We start from the raw sequence: 20224 nt of genomic DNA, 5'->3' as shown, positions 1-20224 counted from the left end.
TTTTATAGGTGGGTGAAAAACCACGATATTCAGAAAAAAAGCAGTTTCAAAAATCCTGTGTGTCGGGGAGTATGCCCGCTATTTGTGCATGTATTAACAGTCGTGCTGTCAAGTTCACCATGGAGTAATGGTTTATGACCATCAAGATCGAGGGGGTGATTGCCAACAAAATTGGCTTCGCTTCCCACCAAAATGCTGTGCCGGTTCTGCGTGAGCTGACGGTACACAACAACGGTGAGACAGATTTCAACGATCTTGAGCTGGAACTGGTGGCAGATCCTCCCTTTCTCGAAGGTAAAACGTGGCGCCTGGACCGTCTGGCTAAAGGTTCGACGCTTCATATTTCTGAGCGCAATCTGGCGCTTAATGCCGGCTATCTTGCTGACCTTGCAGAAAGTCTTGCGGCAACCGTCGTTCTGCGTCTTCGCTGCGAAGATGAAACGCTCTTCAGCCAATCATTTGCGGTTGAGCTTCTGGCAAAAAATGAATGGGGCGGTATCAACTCCATGCCAGAGCTGCTGCCCGCGTTTGCCATGCCGAATGACCCTGCGGTCGATCGAATCCTGAAGTCTGCATCGGACGTTTTGCGTCGTGCAGGAAAGGCAGATGGCATTGACGGATACGAAAGCAAATCCAGGACCCGGACGTGGGAACTGGCCTCCGCGATATGGTCGGCTGTGTGCGGGTTAAGGCTGAGTTATGCGTTACCCCCCGCAAGCTTTGAAACCCAGGGGCAAAAGGTTCGAACGCCAGGCCTTGTTCTGGAGGGCGGTGTAGCGACGTGCCTGGATACGGCATTGCTTTTCGCGGCAGCTCTGGAGCAGGCCGGGTTGAATGCGCTGTTGATCATGACCAAAGGGCATGCGTTTGTTGGTGCCTGGCTTCAACCACAAGAGTTCTCTCAGCTCATTACGGACGAAGCCAGCGCGGTACGTAAGCGTATCGACTTGAAAGAATTGCTCGTATTTGAAACGACGCTCGCAACCCGTTTTCCTGTGCCGGGTTTCAGCCAGGCAATAAGCAATGCAGAACGGCAAATCAATGATGAAGACTTCATCATGGCCATTGATATACATCGGGCGCGTATGCAGCGCATCCGACCTTTGGCGTCGTCGGTGTCTGTGCCTAAATCCGGTCCCCCTGAAGAATCGCAAGAAGTATCAGAGTCTTTGGAAGAAGCTCCCCCTTTGCCTGGCTTCGACATTGAGATATCTACGGATGCAGATTCCCCTGCCGGGAAGTTAACGCTTTGGCAGCGCAAACTTCTTGACCTCACCACGCGCAACCGGCTCCTGCACTTGCCCGATAACGCAAAGGGTGTCCGACTGATTTGTCCTGAACCGGCGCAATTGGAGGATCAGCTTGCCAGCGGAAAGCGTATTCGTATTGTTTCCGTGCCAGATCTCGAAGCGGGCGGGCGAGATGCTGCTCTTTATGAGCAACAGAACAGTGAAAGTTTGCGCGATGAGTATGCCAGGACGGCGCTGTCTCGAGGCGAAGTACTTGCCACCCTGGAAAAGAGCAAGCTTGAAGTCGCGTTGATCGATCTCTATCGCAAAGCCCGGAGCGATCTTGATGAGGGGGGCGCAAATACGCTGTTTCTTGCCCTCGGTTTTCTGAAATGGAAAAAGTCGGCAGACGATCCGAAGAGTTATTCAGCTCCCTTGATTCTGCTACCGGTGAAGCTTGACCGTAAAAGCGCTTTGTCGGGCGTGACCATGACGCTGCTTGAGGATGAGCCGCGCTTCAACCTGACATTGCTCGAGTTGCTGCGACACGATTTCGAGTTGGCCATCCCGGGGTTGGAGGGGGAGCTTCCAAGCGATGAAAATGGTATCGATGTAGCCGGCATCTGGAATACGGTCAGACGCGCGATCAGGGATGTGCCGGGATTCGAAGTCACCACGGAGCTCGTGCTGGGGACTTTTTCCTTTGCGAAATACCTGATGTGGCAGGATTTGGCGGCGCGTTCGGAACAGCTTCTGAAAAGCCCCATGGTCAAGCACCTGTTGGAAAGAAGCATTGGCGGTGAAGGTTATTCGACGGCGGGTGACTTTCCTCAACCCAACGAACTGGACAGGAAGGTCAACCCGGCCGATCTTTTTACACCGTTACCGGCGGATTCTTCTCAGTTGGCGGCCGTGGTCGCTTCGGCCAGTGGTTGTGACTTTGTACTCGACGGGCCTCCCGGTACCGGTAAATCCCAAACCATTGCAAACATGATTGCGCACAACCTTGCCCTGGGTCGCAGGGTCTTGTTCGTCGCTGAGAAAATGGCGGCGCTGGACGTGGTCTATCGTCGACTTGAAGAACAGGGGTTAGGCGAATTCTGTCTTGAACTCCATTCGAGCAAGACGTCAAAAGTTGAAGTGCTCAAGCAACTTGAGCGAGCGTGGGACGTTCGTGATGCGTTGACCGCTGAAGAGTGGACAGCGGAAACGGCGAAGCTGCATACGCTGAGAAATCGACTCAATGAAGTGGTTGAGCTGTTGCATCGTCGCGCACCAAACGGTTTGTCCGTGCACCAGGCCATTGGCCGGGTTGTTCGCGATGGCCATGCCTCGATACCGCGTATTGGATGGCCAGAGGGAACAACTCACGACGCCCAGGCTTACGCTCGGTTGCACGATGTCGCCAGACGCCTCGATCTCAATAGCCAGGCTGCACGAGAGCTGTCTGCAAGCTTTTCACTGTTGGCCCCTACGGATTGGTCGAACGGATGGCAGGAAGCAATTGTTGCTGCAGCGAGTGATCTTCCGGGCGCCATCGAGCGACTCAAGGTCGCCAGCACCAGTTTGCTGAAAGCAACCGACCTTCCACTGGCGGTTGCAAGTAGCGAGGATATCGAACGACTGGTCCAGTTTGTCGCGGTCCTGATGGATACCCACGGCATTGATCTTTCATTTGTCTTCACGCTGAACGCGAGCGCGAAGATCGGTGCGGCCAAAAAAGCTGCTCAATTACTCGCAGAATATCGAGAGATCGAGCAGTCGCTGTCCCTGCGGTATGCGCCAGACGCTTGTCGCACTATCAACCTTGAACAGGTCAAAAACGATTGGGATACGGCGAAGGCCAGATTCTGGTTCCTGGCGACGCTTGGTAAAAATAAGGTCGCCAAGAATCTGGCGATGGCAGGGGGCGCCGTCGGAGTTCCGCAAGTCGAGTCGGACCTGCTCAAGCTCAACGAGCTGCGTAACCTGCTTACCGCGCTGGACGGCCTGGCTGCGGATGTGAGTTCCGTGCCTGGATGGAACGGCGTGTCCAGTGATGCGCCAACCATGGCTCAAGCGTGCGAGCTGGGTGAACGTCTAAGGACGATGATCAGCGCCAGAGCCGAGTCTGCCGAAGATTTGATTTCCTTGCGCGCAGCGACTGAAAAGCTTGTCGTAAAAGCCAATGAGTTACTAGGCGGTGGCGGATTTATTGCTTCGGCATTGCAGCAGTTGAAAAATGCATTCGCTGACTTCAACGAAACTGCCAAGCGATTCAACGATTTGGGCAACCGGCCAATTGCGCAAAAGCTCACAATCGAATCTCTGCTGGAGGCTGCCAATGCAATCATCCGTCAGGAATCCAAGCTGAAGGCCTGGTGTGATTGGTGTCGAGTCAGGGAGGAGGCGGTAGCGTCGGGGCTTCAACCTTTAAGTGATGCGTTGGCGTCGAACGCATTGCCTGAAGGTGGCACTGTCAATGCTTTCGAAACTGCCTACGCTCGCTGGTTTGCGACCGTGATGATTGATGCCCAGCCGTTGCTGCGAAACTTCGTACCTGCCGAGCACGCAAGCGACATTGAGGCGTTTGTGCGTCTTGATGAGGATTTGTCCAAACTCACAGTGCGGTACATACGAGCGAAGCTGTGTGGTGTGATTCCATCGAAAAACGAGATTGGCAAGCAGGGTGGCTTTGGCATTCTCAAGCACGAGTTGCAGAAGTCCCGACGCCACAAACCCGTGCGACAACTGGCTGTCGAGATGGGGGACGCCATGACGAAGCTTGCCCCTTGCATGCTCATGAGTCCGCTTTCAATTGCACAGTATCTACCGACGGACCTGGCTCTTTTCGACCTGGTTATTTTCGATGAGGCTTCGCAAATCGCGCCTTGGGATGCCATCGGTTCGATTGCAAGAGGCAAGCAGGTCGTGATTGCGGGAGATCCCCGACAAATGCCGCCGACGAACTTCTTCAATCGTGCTGCGTCCGCGACAGAGGATGATACGTCGGAAGATATGGAAAGTATCCTGGATGAGTGTCTCGGCGCGGGTATTCCAAGCCACAGCCTTAGCTGGCACTACCGTAGTCGTCATGAAAGTCTGATTGCATTTTCAAACCACCGTTACTACGACAGTAACCTGATTACTTTCCCGGCATCAGAGACCCGCGCAAGCGCTGTGGAATGGCGACGTGTCGATGGCGTTTATGCGAAGGGTAAAGGGCGACACAATCAGGCAGAAGCCGAGGCTATCGTTACTGAAACCGTGAAGCGTTTGTTGGACCCAGCCTTTGTCGCTGCCGGTCATAGCATCGGGATCATTACGCTCAACACTGATCAACAGAGACTGATTACCGATTTGTTGGACCGGGCGCGTCAGCAGTTTCCGCAGATCGAGCCGTTCTTCCAGGATGATATCGCCGAACCTGTCGTTGTTAAAAACCTGGAAACTGTACAAGGCGATGAGCGAGATCTGATCATGTTGGGTATTGGATACGGTCCGACCGAACCCGGTGCCCAGGTCATGTCGATGAACTTCGGTCCCTTGAACAAAGAGGGTGGGTGGCGCCGCTTGAATGTCGCGATTACACGTGCGCGCAGGGAAATGTTGGTTTTTTCATCTTTCGACGCGTCAATGGTCGATTTGAACCGCACCAACGCCCGGGCTGTACGCGATTTGAAGCACTTTATCGAGTTTGCCCAACGTGGACCAAAGGCGCTTGCCGAGGCGGTGCAGGGATCTGTAGGTGGCTATGATTCGCCCTTTGAAGAAGCTGTTGCTCAAGGACTGAGACGCAAGGGTTGGCAGGTTGTGCCTCAAATTGGTGTATCTCGTTTCCGAATTGACCTGGGGATCGTCCATCCGGATCGACCGGGCGACTATCTCGCCGGTGTCGAATGCGATGGCGCGACTTATCACAGTGCAGCAACAGCCAGAGATCGTGACAAGGTTCGAGGCGCCATCCTTAAAGGATTGGGGTGGAAACTGGTTCGACTGTGGTCTACCGAGTGGTGGATTGACAAGTCTGGTGCGCTTGATCGTTTGCATGCATCACTCGAGAGTCTGTTGAGTGAATCGCGCGCAGTCCCTGCGCTAGCACAGCCTCAAGATCTACCTGTTCCTCATCTGCTCCTGGTACAGACGCCGTCGGCAGAAGCTACCGTGGAACAGACAGAGGCGATTGCCAGTCCTTCCACGCAGGATCGGCTCGTTGACGAGAAGGCAGAAATCAGGATTGCCGGCGCGTTTGCTGCTCCCGCCAAGCCTGCAATGAAGGGCGAGTATCGCGCCACAGACTTCACGAATGTGAGTGACCGGATTCAGGCCGACGCCTTTTACTCTCAAGAGTACGACGCTGTTCTTTCAGATTTGATTGCTCATGTGTTAGTTCAAGAAGCTCCAATACTCGATTCGTTGTTGGTTCAGCGGATTGCCAGGGCTCATGGTTTTCAGCGCTCTGGACGTCTGATTCGTGAACGGGTACTGGATCTGACGGAAAAAAATCATCACCTGAGGAGCGACCCCGTCGAAGGTCTGTTCGTCTGGCATTCTGAAAGCGACGTTGCTGGCTGGAATAGTTATCGGATTGCAGGCGCGTCAAATGATGCTCGGTCAGTAGAAGAGATTGCAGCTGAAGAATTACTGGTCGTCGCGTCCTTGATTTCGGCAGGTGACAGACCGCACGAGATCGCCAAGGCATTCGGTTTGAAGCGTTTGACGAGTGCGGCACGTGAGCGGATAGAGTTGGTGATGAAGTCAGGAACAGGTCTCTAGGTGGCACCTGCCAGCGGGCATATACCTGACGGCTCAAGCTTTTCACTGACCACAAGATCCACCTGGTGAATCGGTTTGCCCCGATGCCTCAGCATCCCGCCCTGGCGCTGATTCATCACCGCCGTCATCTCGGCGAGTATCGCCAGCGCCACGCTCTGCGGTGCATCGCCCCCCAGGTCGAGGCCCATCGGGTAGTGCAGCGCTGAGCGTCCCGGGCCGATTTCCGCCAGCAGGCGTTCGGTGCGCTCCCTGGGGCCGAGTTGGCCGATGTAGGCGGGCGCGGCTTGCAGCGCCAGCCCCAGCCAATGGCGGTCCTGGCGGTAGCTGTGGGTCATCACCGCCACAAAGGCGCCGTCGATCAGCGGGGCCAGGTCGAACGGGTTGTCGAGGCTGGCAAGGATAACGGCGTCAGCTTGCGGGAAACGTTCGGCGCGGGCGAAATGGCTGCGGCTGTCGACGACGCTGACGTGCCAGTCCAGCAACTTGGCCATGCGCACCAGCGGCTGTGCATCGTGGCCGGCGCCGATAATCACCAGGCGAGGCGGCGGGGCGATGTACTCGAAAAACACTTCGACCTCGCCACGGGCGTTGCTGTAGAGCCGTGTCGAGGACTTTTTCTGCGCCAGGGTCTTGTGCAGGTCACGGCGGATCGCCTCGTTCAGTTGAAGGTTGCGCAGGCTGCCCTCGGTGTCTGACAGCAGGCGGTCACCGACCCGAGCCGATGCATCGCGGGAACTGGCAATCACCGTGGCCATGGCGGCCGGTTGTTGGCTGTCGCGCACCCGTCGCAGCAGTTCGATGGCCGGGGAAGGTGATTTCGCCCGAAGGCGTTCGAGCATGACGAACACCGTGCCGTTGCAACCCAGGCCAAAGGTCAGGGCGCTTTGTTCGTCGTCTTCGTCCTCGGTGGCTCCCGTGCTGTAGCGGCGCACCACCGGTTCGCCGGAATCGGTGAGCCACCAGGCTTTTTTTGCCAGGTCCTGTTCCAGGCAACCGCCGCTGACGGTGCCGACGGTGCGGCCGTGTATGGGGATGAGCATCCGCGCACCGGGACGGCGGTAGGCCGAGCCTTCCACCTTGACCACGGTGGCGAGGATGCTTTCTTCGCCGTGGTGGGCGGCGGTGTCGATGGCTTGTAGAAGATCATTGAGGCCGGACATGGCAATTGTTCCTGAAAATGACGGAGATCCCTTGTAGGAGCTGGCTTGCCAGCGAAGACAGCAGGTCTGGCAACTCTCTGCTAACTGACACACCGCTTTCGCTGGCAAGCCAGCTCCTACAGGGATGTGGGGTGGTGGGTTAGTCGTCGATGTTCATCAACTGCCGCACCCCATCCCACGCTTCGGCCCGCATCCGCTGCATGTCCAGCCCCGGGATCACGCCGTTATCGACCACCACCCGGCCACCGACCAGGCTGTACTTCACCGAGATCGGCTCACCCGCCACCACCGGGGCGACGGCAATGTCGTGGAAACCGAAGAAGCGTGGATGGTCCAGACCGTAGATCACCAGGTCCGCCGCCTGGCCGATTTCCAGGGTGCCCACCGCACCCAGCCCCAGCACCCGGGCACCGCCGGCCGTCCCCCAGTGGATGACATCTTCGGCGGTGGTGGCCGAGGCGCCTTGCTGCGCCCGGTGAATCAGCCACGCGGTGTTCGCTTCGCCCACCATGCTGCCGGACTCGTTGGAGGCCACGCCATCCACGCCAAGGGAAATCGGCACCCCGGCCTCGAACATCTGCGGCACCGGTGCGACGCCGCTTCCGAGGCGCGCATTGCTCACCGGGCAATGGGAAATGCCGGTGCCGGTTTGCGCAAGCATGCGGATTTCACCGGGCTGCATATGAACCGCGTGGGCGAACCACACGTCCGGGCCGAGCCATTCGTGTTCGGCGACGAATTCCACCGGCAGGCAGTTGTATTTCTCGCGGCAGAAATTCACGTAGTTCTGCGTTTCCGACAGGTGCGTGTGCAGGCGCAAACCGAGGCCGCGGGCGCTGTGGGCCAGTTCGCGCAGCAGTGTCGGCGGCAGCGAAAAAGTCGGTGTGGTCGGCGCGACCACCACCCGGCGCATGGCATCCGGGGTGTCCTGGTGATAGCGCGACTTGAGCCGTTCGATGTCACCCACCATCTGGTCCAGGGTTTCCGGTTGCAGCGCGGTTTTCGAGAACCCCGGATGGGCGCTGGCCGACTCCAGCGCGCCGCCCCGGCACAGCACGAAACGCAGGCCGAACTGATCGGCCATGTCGAACAGCAGGTCACCGGTCTCGGTGGTGCCGTTGGCGTGGTAGAGGTAATGGTGATCGGCGCAGGTGGTCACACCCGACAGCAGCAGTTCGGCCATGCCCAGTTGAGCGGCGATTCGCGCCAGCTGCGGTGTGAAGCGGTTGAGGCGCGGGTAGGGCACGCTGGCCAGCCAGCCTTGCAGGTCCTGGTTCAATCCTTCGGGGACCGCTTTGAGCAGGTTCTGGAACAGGTGATGGTGGGTGTTGATCCAGCCCGGATACACCACCGCGTGGCGCGCATCGATCAGCCGCTCGCCGGGTTGCGCTTGAAGGCCCGGGGCCATTTCGGCGATGCGCCCGTCGACGATGCGGATGTCCACGGCACCGGCCCTGGCCCGCGGGCCACGCAGGCCGGTCATCACCGCCACGGGGTTCTTGATCAGGATGTTTTGCAGTTGAGTCATGGTCGGCTCCAGTCAGAGGCTGTGGGTGGCGGATTCACTGGCGGCGGCATCAGGCACGCTGACGCCGTTGAGGGTGGCGTTGAGCAGCACCGACACCAGGCAGGCGATCACTACGCTGCTGTGCAGGAACGGCTGCGACCATTCGGGCAATTGCTTGAACAGGGCCGGGGCCAGCACCGGCACCAGGGCGGCGGCGATGGTGAAGCCGACGATCAGCACGTTGTAGCGGTTGCGCTCATAGTCGACCTTGGCCAGGGTCTGGATCCCTGCTGCCGCCACCACGCCGAACATGGCGATCCCGGCACCGCCGAGGGCCGCGGTCGGCATCGAGGCGATGATCGCCCCGGCCTTGGGCACCAGCGCCACCGAGCACATCAGCAAGCCGCTGATGGCGACTACCCAGCGACTGCGCACACCGGTGAGGATCACCAGCCCGACGTTTTCCATGAAGGCAATGAACGGGAACGCCGCGAACATCCCGGCGATGGTGCTCGCCAAGCCATTGGCGCGCAGGCCGTTGATCACCTGTTTCTCTTCCACCGGTTTATCGACGATGTCCCCAATGGCGACGAACAGCCCCATGGATTCGACCATCTGCACGATCATCACCACCACCATGGTCGCAATGGGAATCAGGCTGAAGGTCGGCAGGCCGAAGTAGAACGGGTAGGGCACGGTGAGCCACGGCGACTCCTGCACGCTGTGAAAACTGCCCATGCCCAGCCCGTAGGCCAGCGCCGCGCCCACCAGCATGCCCACCAGCACCGCCATGTTGCGCAGCATCGGGCTGCCGTAGCGGTTGACCAGCAGGATGCTGAGCAACACCACCGCCGCGACGGCCAGGTACGCCGGCGCGCCGAAATCACTGGCGTGGCGACCGCCACCGACCCACTCATAGGCAATCGGAAACAGCTGCAGGCCGATCACGGTGACGATGCAACCGGTGACCACCGGTGGGAAAAAGCGCCGTAATCGACCCACGAACGGTGCGATCAACATGGTGAAAATCCCCGCGCCGATCACCGCGCCGCAGACCCCGGCGAAACCGACGTCCGGGTTGGTGCCGATGGCGATCACCGGCCCCACGCTGCTGAACGCCACGCCCTGGAGGATCGGCAGGCGCACGCCGAATTTCCAGAAACCGACGGTTTGCAGCAGGGTGGCGATGCCCGAGCAGAACAGCGTGGTGCTGATCAGCACCACCGTGTCGGCCTGGGACATTTTCAGGGCGCTGGCGACAATCAACGGCACGGCGATGGCGCCGATGTACGAGACGGCCATGTGCTGCAGGCCGAGGGTGAGCATTTGCCGCACCGGCAGAACCCGGTCGACGGGGTGGATGGAGGACGTTGCGGGGGTATTGGCTGACGACATGGAGAATCACCTCTAGCTGTTGTTATTCGGTAAAGAGGGGTACTCGTTCTGTGCCCGGAACCGCCATCCACCGGCTCCGATGCCTTTTTCAGCCTGCCAGGCAGGCGGCAAAGCCCTGGTTCAGGGCCGCGCGGTCCAGGTCGCGGCCGATGAACACAATCTTGCTGGAGCGCGGTTCGGCGCCCCATGGGGTGGAGGCACGGAACTCGACGAGGCTGTGCACCCCTTGCAGCACGTAGCGCTGGTCCTGATCGGCCACTGCCAGCACGCCCTTCATGCGATACAGGTTGTCGGCCTGCTCGGTGCGCAATTTTGTGATCCAGCGGTGAAAGTCCCCCAGGTTAACCGCGCCATCCACGGCGATGCCGACCGAGGTCACGCTCGGGTCGTGCTCATGGTCGGGTTCGTCATGTTCGTGGTGATGGTCATCGGCGTGGTGATCGTGGTCGGCACCGATTTCCATGAGTTTCTGCGTGGATTCGAAGGCGCCGATGCCAAGGATTTTCGACAGGTCGATTTCGGCATAACTGGAGGTCACCAGGTCGGCCGTGGCATTGAGCCCGCGGATGGTCTCGCTCAGGGCCGCTACTTCAGCGTCACTGACCAGATCGACCTTGTTGATGACAATGCGGTCGGCGCAGACGATCTGGTCCACCGCCTGGTTGTCCACGCCATCGAGTTGCAGGTCGTGCAGGTGCTGGGCGATGTGCCTGGCATCGACCATGGTGACAATGGCGTCGAGTTCCACTTCATCGGCGATCGGGTCGTTGATGAAAAAGCTCTGGGCCACCGGGTACGGGTCGGCCAGGCCACTGGTCTCGATCAGGATGTGATCGAGTCGCACCGGCCGTGCCACCAGTTCACGGACGATGCGCACCAGGTCTTCCCGAACCTCGGCGGTGCAGCACACGCAGCCGTTGACCATCTCATAGATTTCTTCGGTTTCGGAGCTGAGCACCAGGTCGCCGTCGATGCCGACCTCACCGAACTCGTTTTCGATCACGGCGATCTTGCGCCCGTGGTTTTGCTTGAGGATGTAGTTGAGCAGGGTGGTTTTGCCGGCACCGAGGAAGCCGGTGAGGATGGTCACCGGGATTTTGGTGTTGGGGGTTGGGGCGTTGAAGGGGGTGTTCATGTGATGCTCCTTGATAACAATTGACCAGTGCACAATGAATTTGGAGGGATGCTGCTTTTTTGTAGGAGTGAGCCTGCTCGCGATGGCGGCGTGTCAGCCAACAGGGTTATTGGATGTAATTGCCCTATCGCGAGCAGGCTCGCTCCCACAGGGTTTTGTGTGTTCTCCCCAGCGCATCGCGGTGCCGGCGTCGAGGCCAAACAGGTCGAGGACGCGGCCGAGGCTGTGATCGACCATTTGCGCAAGGTCTTGCGGGCGGGCGTAGAAGGCCGGAACGGGCGGCGCGATGATGCCGCCCATCTCGGTGACAGCCGTCATGTTGCGCAGGTGGGCGAGGGTCAGCGGGGTTTCCCGGGCCATCAGCACCAAGGTGCGACGTTCCTTGAGGGTGACGTCGGCGGCCCGGCCGATCAGGCCTGAAGAGGTGCCGGTGGCGATTTCCGCCAGGGTGCGCATGGAGCAGGGCGCGACCACCATGCCCAGGCAGCGGAACGAACCGCTGGCGATCCCGGCGGCCACGTCGTCGGCGCGGTGGTAGTGGCTGGCCAGCGCGGTGACGTCGGCCAGTTTGTAATCGGTTTCGTGGGCCATGGTCAGCAGCGCGGCGCGGCTGATGACCAGGTGGCTTTCAATGTCGAGCTCGGCGAGCAATTGCAGCAGGCGCACGCCGTAGATAAAACCCGACGCACCGCTGATGCCGACCACCATGCGCTGGCGGTTCATGATTGCAGGCCTGCGAGCAGTTGCCGGGCGCGGTCGAGCACGTCCTGGTCCAGCTGCGCCTTGATCCCGTCGAATCCCGAACCGCGGGTAGCGTCCAGGCCCATGCGCGAGGTGGTGCCGTCGACGGATGAAGACGGGTCCAGCGGGCTGCCAGGCAAGCCATCGATGACGAAGATGTCCTGGTGCGGCTGGAAGTGCGTGGCCAGCGCCCACAGCACCTGACTGTCGTCGCTGATGTCGATGTCGCTGTCCACCGCGATCACGGTTTTCAGGTACGGGTCCCAGCCGAGCAGGGCCAGCATGATCTGCCGCGCTTCGCCGTCGCGGCTTTGTTCCAGGGCGACGTAGCAATGAAAATGCGTGCCTGAATTGGGGTAGTGCACGGCGGTGACGGCGGGGAAGCGCGCCTTGAGTTTCTCGCTCATTTCCGCTTCCCGGGGCAGGCGCGCCAGGGTCAGGTGTTCGGCGTAGCGGCCACCGACCACGTCCACCAGCCAGGCGTCCTTGCGCCGCATCAGGGTATCGACCCGCAGCACATTGTTGGTCGAGCGATCCGAGGAGTAGCCGCTGAACTCACCGAACGGACCTTCTTCGGCATAGGCCGCCGGATCGATCGCACCTTCCAGGACAAACTCTGCACTGGCCGGGACGCCGATGCCGTAGCGTGGGGTCTTCACCAACTCCAGCGGTGCGCCGAACAAACCGCCCGCCACTGCGCGCTCATCGCTGCCGAATGGCAGCCGTGCCGCTGCCGCGAGCATGAACAACGGGTGCGCGCCGACCACCATGGCCACGCGCAATTCCTCGCCGCGCTCGCGGGCGGTTTGCAGCATGCGCCACAGGTGGCCGCGTGAGTGCAGGCTGGTGGCGAGGGTCTGCCGGGCGTGGCGCATCGAGCGGTGGTAGCTCATGTTGGCGATGCCACTGACCGGGTCCTCGGCAATGATGATCGCGTTGGTGATGTAGGGGCCGCGATCACTGGCGAAATGCTTGAGCATCGGCAGCAGCGCCAGGTCCACGGCTTCGCCTTCGAAGATCTCGTCCAGCACGGGGCCGGTTTCGACGTACCGCGGGGCGATGGGGTGGTTGGCGCGTTGCTGGAAGGTCTCGTGTAGTTGCGCCGGGGCAACACCGAACATTCGGGCGATGCGCGTTCGGGAGGCGAACAGGTTGGTGGCCACCGGGGCGCCGAAGTGGCCGACTTTTTCGCAGATCAACAAGGGATCGCGGCCCTGGGAGGCGAGCGCATCGACCAGGGCGGTGACATCCTGATCGGCTGAAAGTGAATGCGGGACGCTGAGCACATCGTCCGGGTATTGCTGGCGATAGGCGTCGATGAATACGTGAAAATCCTGAGAGGCCCCGAGCGTCGAATGGGTCATGGTTTCACCTCTTAAAAAACGGTGCGGTTTTTTGTAGGAGCCGGCTTGCCGGCGAAGGCGCCCGCAAAAGCAGAGCACGACTTACGGGCCTCTTCGCTGGCAAGCCAGCTCCTACAAGGGGGGCGCTACAGGTAGGTGGTGGTCAGGCGAATGTCCGCCTCCGCCAGGTCCTTGGGTGGCGGCGTCGGTTCGATGCCGCACAACCTTGCGATGTTGTTGCCCAGGTAATCCTCAAGATGGTCCTCGTCGATGCCCAGGCCCTGTGGTGCGGGCGAGCACAGCACCTCAAGCTCGCGCAGCCACATGCCCGGCTCGTTCGGCGGCGAGTCGGTGCCGAACACGATCTTGTTGCGCGGCAGGTCCTTGGCGAACTCGACGATCCGCGACTGGAAGCACCAGCCGGATTCGCAGTACACGTTCGGCGTGTCCATGGCCATCCAGAACGCTTCGAACGAGTAGTTGCCACCGGTCTGGATGCCGAAGTGACCGATGATGAAATTGACCATCGGGAACTCGCGGATGATCGGGTAGAACATGGTCGGAATGGTGTACGGGCCGTCGCCGGTGTGGATCAGCACCACGATGTTGTACTTGGCACACACCTTCATCGCCGGGCGCAGCCAGTCCAGCGCCCGGTCCGGGCGATAACCGTGCATGTTGGCGTGCAGCTTGAGCATCTTGAAGCCGTATTCCTTGATGTGGAATTCCAGCTCCGCCGCACCGTTTTCCGGTCCCCAGCGCGGGTTGAAGTTGAAGTTGCCGATGAAACGGTCGGGGTACTTCACGCACAGCTCGGCGACGTAGGACATGTAGTCACGCACGCCTTCACGACCACGGCGGTTGCCGTCGCGGTAGCCGGTGTTGCCCGGCGGTGGCTGGATGAAACCCATGTCGATCCGGCGCGGCTTGCCGTTGATCATGTAGGGGCCGTCCATCAGCTTGAGCATGCGCTCGCCGGTGAAGGGTTCGCCGGTGTGGCGCCAGGCCTCGTCGACCAGGTTGGTGGGGTGCAGATGGGTATCGATGATCATCGGTTCAGCTCCTGGCCAGTTGCGTGGTGACGGGACGCTTGAGTTGCGCCTCTGCTTCGGAAACGGAGCGCGGCGGCGGTGTCGGTTCGAGGCCGATCATCCGGGCGGTGTTGTTGCCCAGGTACTCCTCGAGGGTGTCTTCGTCGAGGTTCAGGCCTTGCGGCGGTTCGTGGCACAGCACTTCCAGCAGGCGCAGCCACATGCCCGGTTCGTTCGGCGGCGTATCGGTACCGAAGAGGATCTTGTGGGTGGGCAAGACCTTGGCGAACTCGACGATCCGCGATTGCAGGCACCAGCCCGATTCGCAGTAGACGTTGGGCAACTCCATCGCCCATTGCATCGGCTCGAACACGTAGACGCCGCCGGTCTGCACGCCGAAGTGGGCCATGATGAAATCGACGTTGGGAAACTCCTTGATCATCGGCACCCATTCCGAGGGGATGCTGTATGGCCCGTCGCCGGTGTGCAGCTTGACCGGGATGCCCAGCTCGGCACATTTCTCGAAGGCCGGGCGCACCCAGTCCAGGGCGCGGTCAGGACGGTAGGCGTGCATGTTGGCCTGCATCTGGACCATCTTGAAACCGTGCTCGGTGACGTAGCGCTCGATCGCCTCGACGCCGTTTTCCACGCCGCAGCGCGGGTTGTAGACGAAGCAACCGATGAAGCGATCCGGGTAGGTCTGGACCATTTTCAGCGTGTAGGCCATGTAGGCGTCGATGGATTCGCGCCCGCTGAGTTCACCGTCGGTCCAGGTGTAGATGGTGTTGCCCTGCGGCGGCTGGATGAAGGCTTTGTCGATGCGGCGAGGTTTGCCGTTGACCATGTACGGGCCATCCATCATCTGCAGCAGACGCTCGCCGGTGAACGGGTCACCGTCATGCCTCCAGGCGAGGTCCACCAGATCGGTGGGATAGCAACTGATATCGATGATCATTGAAGTCGATCTCCTGATAGCGGGTAAGGGAACCTTGCGGTTCGCTAGCAGCCACGTCCGGGCAATCGGCCATTTCTATGCGCAAAGACTCGCGCATTCCCTCGCCTGGTCGCATCCGGCTCGGGACGCTGGCTGCTTGGGGGGAAGTATTGGAAGGGGGTGTGCGGTTCGTACAATATTAATTGGGCGAGGGGTTGATACGTGTTCGATATGGTTTCGTGTTGACTGGGCGGGCCTCATCGCCAGCAGGCTAGCTCCCACAGGGGAATGTGTTCCACCTGTATAAACGCAGTCAACTGTGGGAGCTAGCCTGCTGGCGATGGCATCAGGATTGTGTATGCAAAGCCAACTGCTGGACCGCCTCAACCACCGGCGCCACCCGCTCGGCTTGCCCCGGTGGCCATACGGCGTAGAGGTTGTAATGCGCTGCAATCTGCGCCTCGTTCAGCGCCACCAACCGCCCGCAGCGCAACGCATCCGCTGCCAGCAAACCCCGAACCAATCCGGCGCCAACCCCTGCCTCGGCGGCGGCAATCAGGTTCGCCGCGTTGTCGAACACCACCCGCGCCGCAGGCTCGACGGGAGGCATGCCCGCCGCATCCAGCCAGGGAATCCACGACCGTCGCGTATACCCCAACAACGGCAACCCAAGGATCTGCGCCGGGCTCAGCGGCAACTGCAAACCATGGCGCTCCAGCAGCTCAGGCGAGGCCACCGCCATCACCCGATCCCCACACACCTGTGTCATCTCGCAGTCTTCCCAATCGCCATAACCGTAGCGCAAGGCCAGGTCCACCCGCTCGAACGTGCTGCGGTCCGAGCGCGGCATCGACAGCAACACCACCTCATGCTCGGGCAACAGGTCCAGCAGTTGCGGCAAGCGCGGATTGAGCCAGCTCTGGGCCAGTTCGCTGTCCACATCGAGTGTGAGGCGTTGCGCCACGCTGCGGTTTTTCACCGAGGACAACGCCCGGTCGATCTGCGCCAGGCCGTCGGACAGCACACTGGCGAACAGCTGCCCGGCATCGGTCAGGTTGCTGCCGCCGCCTTCACGCACGAACAGCGGCTGGCCGATGAAGTCCTCCAGGGAGCGGATCTGCTGGCTGATGGCGCTGTGGGTCAGGTCCAGTTTGCGCGCGGCGCTGGAGAAGCTGCCGCTGCGGGCGGCCTGGATGAAGGCACTCATGGACTGCACCGACGGGTATCGCTTGTACATGCTGTTAGTCCTACTTACACAGGATGGCAGAAATCGTCGCTGGCCCGATTTTCCCAAGGCTCCCAATAATCGAGCACCAGGCCTGCACAAAGACGGGCCGCTCTCTTGGAGCCTGACAATGATCGAATTCACGGTAAACGGCGAACGACGCGAGCTGGTAGAGACATCGCCCTCCATGCCCTTGTTATGGGTGTTGCGTGACCATTTGAAACTCACCGGCACCCGGTTCGGTTGCGGCATGGGCCTGTGCGGCGCCTGCACTGTGCATCTGGACGGGGTCGCCGTACGGTCCTGCCAGTTGCCGGTGGCCGCCGTGGCGGGGCACAGCATCACCACCATCGAAGGCTTGTCACCCACCGGGCAGCATCCGCTGCAACTGGCCTGGGTTGCCGAAGATGTGCCGCAATGCGGTTACTGTCAATCCGGTCAGATCATGTCCGCGGCCGCGTTGCTCAACACCGGAGCAGCAGTGACCGACGATTCGATCCGCAATGCCATGTCCGGCAACCTGTGCCGCTGCGGCACCTACGGGCGGATCAACAAGGCGATCAAGCGCGCGGCCAACGCGCCGAAGGAGGCGTGATGACGATCTCCCAAGTGGACCTCTCGCGGCGTGCGTTTCTCAAGCAAAGCGCCACCGCTGCCAGCGGCCTGGCCATCGCCTTTTACCTGCCCAGCGGTTTGTCTGCGACAGACCCCAAGGCCCCGGCGCCGGCCGCTGGTTTCGAACCCAACGCCTGGGTGCGCATCCTGCCCGACGGCACGGTGAAACTGGTGGTGCACAAGCACGATTCCGGCACCGGCACGCACACCGCGCTGGCCGCGTGCGTGGCCGAGGAACTGGACGTCAACCCGATGACCGTGCAGGTGATCTCGCCGGAAAACCCGTTCTTCGACACCTACATTCACCCGATCTGGAAGGTCTTCTCCACCGGCGGCAGCACCAGCGTGTCGCTGGAGTACGAGCGCCTGCGCATGGCCGGGGCGACGGCGCGCACGCTGTTGCTCACGGCAGCCGCCCGGCAGTGGAAAGTCAGTCCCGACAGCTGCACCACCGAGGAGGGCCGCGTGGTGCATGCGGCGAGCCAGCGCAGCCTTGGCTACGGTGAGCTGGCCGCTATCGCCGCGCATCTGCCGGCACCGGCCAACGTCACGCTCAAGGACCCGGCGCAGTTCAAGTACATCGGCAAACTGCGGCACAAGCGCGATGCCCAGGCCAAGGTCTGCGGGCGCTTCACCTACAGTATCGACGTGGTGCTGCCGGGCATGCTGGTGGCGGTGATTCAACGCGCGCCGGTGGTGGGGGCGAGTGTCGTGTCGGTAAACAGCACGGCGGCGCTGCAGGTGCCGGGTGTGCGCAAGGTGATCAAGGTGCCGGGCCGTCCCGATGTGCTCGGCGGTAACGTCGAAGGCGTGGCGGTGTTGGCGGATCATTACTGGGCCGCGCATCAGGGCCGCGAATTGCTCGAGGTGCAATGGAGCGACTCGCCACTGGCCGGTTTCGACAGCGATGAACTGCACAAGGTCCAGGCCGCGGCGCTGGCTGACAAAGGCGCGCAACGGGTGTCCGCGATGGCTGCCGGGGATGTGAACGGCCAATGGCCGAACGCCGCGAAACTGCTCGAAGCCGAGTACCACATGCCCTACAAGGTGCAGAATCCGCTGGAACCGATCTGCGTCACCGCACAGGTCAAGGACAACGCCATTACCTATTGGGGCGGCGTGCAGGTGCCTTCGTCGGCCCTGGAAGCGGCGCAAACGGTGTGCAAGATCACCAAGGACAAGGTCACCATCAATGAGTTGGTGTCCGGCGGCAGCTTCGGTGCGCGGGAGGCCAAGTACTGGCTGTTCGAAGTGGCGTACCTGGCGCAGCAGGCCAGGGTGCCGGTGAAACTGATGAACAGCCGTGAAGACGAAATGCGTTCGTTGTTCATGCACCCGGCCACGCTCCACCGGGCCAAGGGGGCGCTGGATGCCCAGGGACGCCTGATGGCGTTGCAGCTGGAGGCCGTGTCACCGGCCTCGCCGGAACAATGGGAACCGGGCTACTTCGAACGCCCCGATAAAATGGACTACAGCACCACGGAAGCCATCACCGCGTGGGATTTCGCCTATCGCCCGGCTAACCTCGACCTATCTTGGGTCAGACACGAAACCCGGGTGCCCAGCGGCTGGTATCGCTCAGTGAGCTTCATCCCCAACGTGTTCGCCGTGGAAAGCTTCATGGATGAGCTGGCCCATGGCGCCGGGCAAGACCCGCTGGCCATGCGCCTGGCCAACATGCAGGAGCGGCCACGGCACGTCGCGGTGCTCAAAAGCGCTGCCGAGCGCGCCGGTTGGGGCCAGCCCCTGCCTGAAGGCACGGCGTTGGGCATCGCCACCCACCAGGGCTACAGCAGCTTCATCGCGGTCGTTGCAAGGCTGTCGAAACAGGACGGGGCGATCAAGGTCGAGAAACTCACCTGCGTGGTCGATTGCGGTCTGGCGGTTTCCCCCGGCGGTGTCGAAGAACAGATCTACGGCGGCCTGATGTGGGGCCTGGGGCACGCCTTGTTCGATCGCCTGGACATCAAGCAGGGCAGGGTGGTGCAGAGCAACTTCCATGATTACCGGGTAGCGCGCATGTCGGACATGCCGGCGCTGGACATCCTGCTGGTCGAAGGTGATCCGGCCAAGCCCGGGGGTGTCGGTGAACTCGGCAGCCCGGCGGTGGCCCCGGCCATCGCCAATGCGCTGTTCAGCCTGACCGGCGTGCGCCAGCGCTCCACGCCATTGAACCTGGGTTAGGCGTCATGGACTTGCGTCTGTTGCGCTACTTCATGGCGCTGGCCGAAGAGCTGCATTTCGGCCGGGCCGCCACCCGATTGCACATTTGCCAGCCACCGCTGAGCCAGCAGATTCGCCTGCTGGAGGAGGAGCTGGGCACGCCGCTGTTCGAGCGCAGTCATCACCGGGTCGAGCTGACCGCCGCCGGGCAAATGCTCAAGGAGCAGGCGCCGCTGGTGTTCGAACAGCTCAACCGTGCCCTCGACCTGACGCGACAAACCGGCCGCGGCCAGTTGGGCGAGCTGGAAATCGGCATGATCAGTTCGGTGATGGTCGGTGTGCTGCCACGGGCCTTGCACCTGTTTCGTGAGCGTTATCCGCAGGTGTCCTGGCGCCTGCATGAGATGACGCCTGCGGCGCAGGTCAAGGCGCTGAAGGAGAAACGCATCGATGCCTGCGTGTTCCGGGTCGGCTATGACGATCCGCAGTTGCGCAATGAACTGCTGATCTACGAGCCGATCCGGGTGGTCATGCCGGTCGATCACCCGTTGGCCGCAAAACAGCTTCTGGCGCCTGCGGACCTGGCGCCCGAACCGTTCGTGGCGCTGGAGCTCAAGCAATCACGGTTTGCCGATTTTCTCTACCAGTGCTGCATCCAGGCCGGATTCACGCCGCAGATACGCCAGCAGGTGATCGAGGTGCAAACCTTGCTCAGCCTGGTCCGGGCCGGTTTCGGCGTGGCCTTGTTGCCGGCCTCCATCGAACAGCTGGCCCCGGCAGGCCTGGTGTTCCGGCGCCTGAGCCCGGCGTTACCGGAGGTGCCGTTGTACGCCACCTACCGTGCGGACGATGATTCGCCGGTACTGAAGCTGTTTCTCGATACGTTGCGGGAACTGGTCATGCAAGATCGGCCGGCTTAACGCACAAGGTTCTTTGCACTATCCGAAGTACGGGCGGTCGGAAACTTCACAGGGTCACCCAACTTGTGGAG

General features: G+C 61.1%; 13 protein-coding genes. 4 read left to right on the top strand and 9 right to left on the bottom strand.

What is annotated here, in order from left to right; genetic code table 11:
- Positions 1-134 precede the first annotated feature (134 nt).
- Entirely contained in the window at positions 135-5984 is a 5850-nt protein-coding gene (locus tag HFK74_RS00730) for a DUF3320 domain-containing protein (protein WP_180201953.1), read from the top strand.
- Here HFK74_RS00730 and HFK74_RS00725 read toward each other — a convergent pair.
- The 9 genes from HFK74_RS00725 to HFK74_RS00685 form a co-directional block, all read right to left on the bottom strand.
- The gene (locus tag HFK74_RS00725) at positions 5981-7144 is read right to left on the bottom strand and encodes an XdhC family protein (RefSeq protein WP_180201952.1); all 1164 of its coding nucleotides are present in this window, start codon (positions 7142-7144) and stop codon (positions 5981-5983) included. The genes HFK74_RS00730 and HFK74_RS00725 overlap by 4 nt on opposite strands.
- 139 nt (positions 7145-7283) lie before the next feature.
- Positions 7284-8672 carry an amidohydrolase family protein gene (locus HFK74_RS00720; RefSeq protein ID WP_180201951.1) on the bottom strand — a complete coding sequence of 463 codons (1389 nt, stop codon included), beginning with the start codon at positions 8670-8672 and terminating at the stop codon, positions 7284-7286.
- 12 nt (positions 8673-8684) lie between these two features.
- The gene (locus HFK74_RS00715) at positions 8685-10046 is read right to left on the bottom strand and encodes a nucleobase:cation symporter-2 family protein (protein WP_180201950.1); all 1362 of its coding nucleotides are present in this window, start codon (positions 10044-10046) and stop codon (positions 8685-8687) included.
- Between the two features lie 88 nt (positions 10047-10134).
- On the bottom strand, positions 10135-11181 hold the full coding sequence (locus HFK74_RS00710) for a GTP-binding protein (RefSeq protein ID WP_180201949.1): 1047 nt from the start codon (positions 11179-11181) through the stop codon (positions 10135-10137).
- Positions 11182-11274: 93 nt separating this feature from the next.
- On the bottom strand, positions 11275-11904 hold the full coding sequence (locus HFK74_RS00705; RefSeq protein ID WP_180201948.1) for a UbiX family flavin prenyltransferase: 630 nt from the start codon (positions 11902-11904) through the stop codon (positions 11275-11277).
- Complete coding sequence (locus HFK74_RS00700; RefSeq protein ID WP_180201947.1) at positions 11901-13286, bottom strand: UbiD family decarboxylase; 1386 nt, start codon at positions 13284-13286, stop codon at positions 11901-11903. Before HFK74_RS00700 ends, HFK74_RS00705 begins: the two co-directional genes overlap by 4 nt.
- A 125-nt stretch (positions 13287-13411) precedes the next feature.
- The gene (locus HFK74_RS00695; RefSeq protein WP_008059304.1) at positions 13412-14317 is read right to left on the bottom strand and encodes an amidohydrolase family protein; all 906 of its coding nucleotides are present in this window, start codon (positions 14315-14317) and stop codon (positions 13412-13414) included.
- Positions 14318-14321: 4 nt separating this feature from the next.
- Entirely contained in the window at positions 14322-15251 is a 930-nt protein-coding gene (locus HFK74_RS00690) for an amidohydrolase family protein (protein WP_180201946.1), read from the bottom strand.
- 325 nt (positions 15252-15576) lie between these two features.
- Positions 15577-16467: a LysR substrate-binding domain-containing protein gene (locus HFK74_RS00685; RefSeq protein WP_180201945.1), complete on the bottom strand. Its 891-nt coding sequence runs from the start codon at positions 16465-16467 to the stop codon at positions 15577-15579.
- 118 nt (positions 16468-16585) lie between these two features.
- Here HFK74_RS00685 and HFK74_RS00680 point away from each other — a divergent pair, with 118 nt between their 5' ends.
- Genes HFK74_RS00680 through HFK74_RS00670 form a run of 3 tightly spaced genes read left to right on the top strand, consistent with a single transcriptional unit; the run spans position 16586 to position 20153 of the window.
- Positions 16586-17050 carry a (2Fe-2S)-binding protein gene (locus HFK74_RS00680; RefSeq protein WP_008059301.1) on the top strand — a complete coding sequence of 155 codons (465 nt, stop codon included), beginning with the start codon at positions 16586-16588 and terminating at the stop codon, positions 17048-17050.
- Positions 17050-19254, top strand: a complete 2205-nt coding sequence (locus HFK74_RS00675; protein ID WP_180201944.1) for a molybdopterin cofactor-binding domain-containing protein — start codon at positions 17050-17052, stop codon at positions 19252-19254. Before HFK74_RS00680 ends, HFK74_RS00675 begins: the two co-directional genes overlap by 1 nt.
- Before the next feature lie 5 nt (positions 19255-19259).
- The gene (locus HFK74_RS00670; protein WP_180201943.1) at positions 19260-20153 is read left to right on the top strand and encodes a LysR substrate-binding domain-containing protein; all 894 of its coding nucleotides are present in this window, start codon (positions 19260-19262) and stop codon (positions 20151-20153) included.
- Positions 20154-20224 lie beyond the last annotated feature (71 nt).

Source organism: Pseudomonas sp. SbOxS1 (assembly GCF_013416725.1).
Taxonomy (GTDB): domain Bacteria; phylum Pseudomonadota; class Gammaproteobacteria; order Pseudomonadales; family Pseudomonadaceae; genus Aquipseudomonas.
The sequence above is the reverse complement of the archived record's forward strand: the minus strand, read 5'-3'. Positions and strand labels throughout refer to the sequence as shown.

Coding starts and splice junctions, on each gene's coding strand:
- HFK74_RS00730 (WP_180201953.1), top strand. CDS start 135: ATGACCATCAAGATCGAGGGGGTGATTGCCAACAAAATTGGCTTCGCT.
- HFK74_RS00720 (WP_180201951.1), bottom strand. CDS start 8,672: ATGACTCAACTGCAAAACATCCTGATCAAGAACCCCGTGGCGGTGATG.
- HFK74_RS00685 (WP_180201945.1), bottom strand. CDS start 16,467: ATGTACAAGCGATACCCGTCGGTGCAGTCCATGAGTGCCTTCATCCAG.
- HFK74_RS00670 (WP_180201943.1), top strand. CDS start 19,260: ATGGACTTGCGTCTGTTGCGCTACTTCATGGCGCTGGCCGAAGAGCTG.
- HFK74_RS00675 (WP_180201944.1), top strand. CDS start 17,050: ATGACGATCTCCCAAGTGGACCTCTCGCGGCGTGCGTTTCTCAAGCAA.
- HFK74_RS00710 (WP_180201949.1), bottom strand. CDS start 11,181: ATGAACACCCCCTTCAACGCCCCAACCCCCAACACCAAAATCCCGGTG.
- HFK74_RS00725 (WP_180201952.1), bottom strand. CDS start 7,144: ATGTCCGGCCTCAATGATCTTCTACAAGCCATCGACACCGCCGCCCAC.
- HFK74_RS00705 (WP_180201948.1), bottom strand. CDS start 11,904: ATGAACCGCCAGCGCATGGTGGTCGGCATCAGCGGTGCGTCGGGTTTT.
- HFK74_RS00700 (WP_180201947.1), bottom strand. CDS start 13,286: ATGACCCATTCGACGCTCGGGGCCTCTCAGGATTTTCACGTATTCATC.
- HFK74_RS00695 (WP_008059304.1), bottom strand. CDS start 14,317: ATGATCATCGATACCCATCTGCACCCCACCAACCTGGTCGACGAGGCC.
- HFK74_RS00715 (WP_180201950.1), bottom strand. CDS start 10,046: ATGTCGTCAGCCAATACCCCCGCAACGTCCTCCATCCACCCCGTCGAC.
- HFK74_RS00680 (WP_008059301.1), top strand. CDS start 16,586: ATGATCGAATTCACGGTAAACGGCGAACGACGCGAGCTGGTAGAGACA.
- HFK74_RS00690 (WP_180201946.1), bottom strand. CDS start 15,251: ATGATCATCGATATCAGTTGCTATCCCACCGATCTGGTGGACCTCGCC.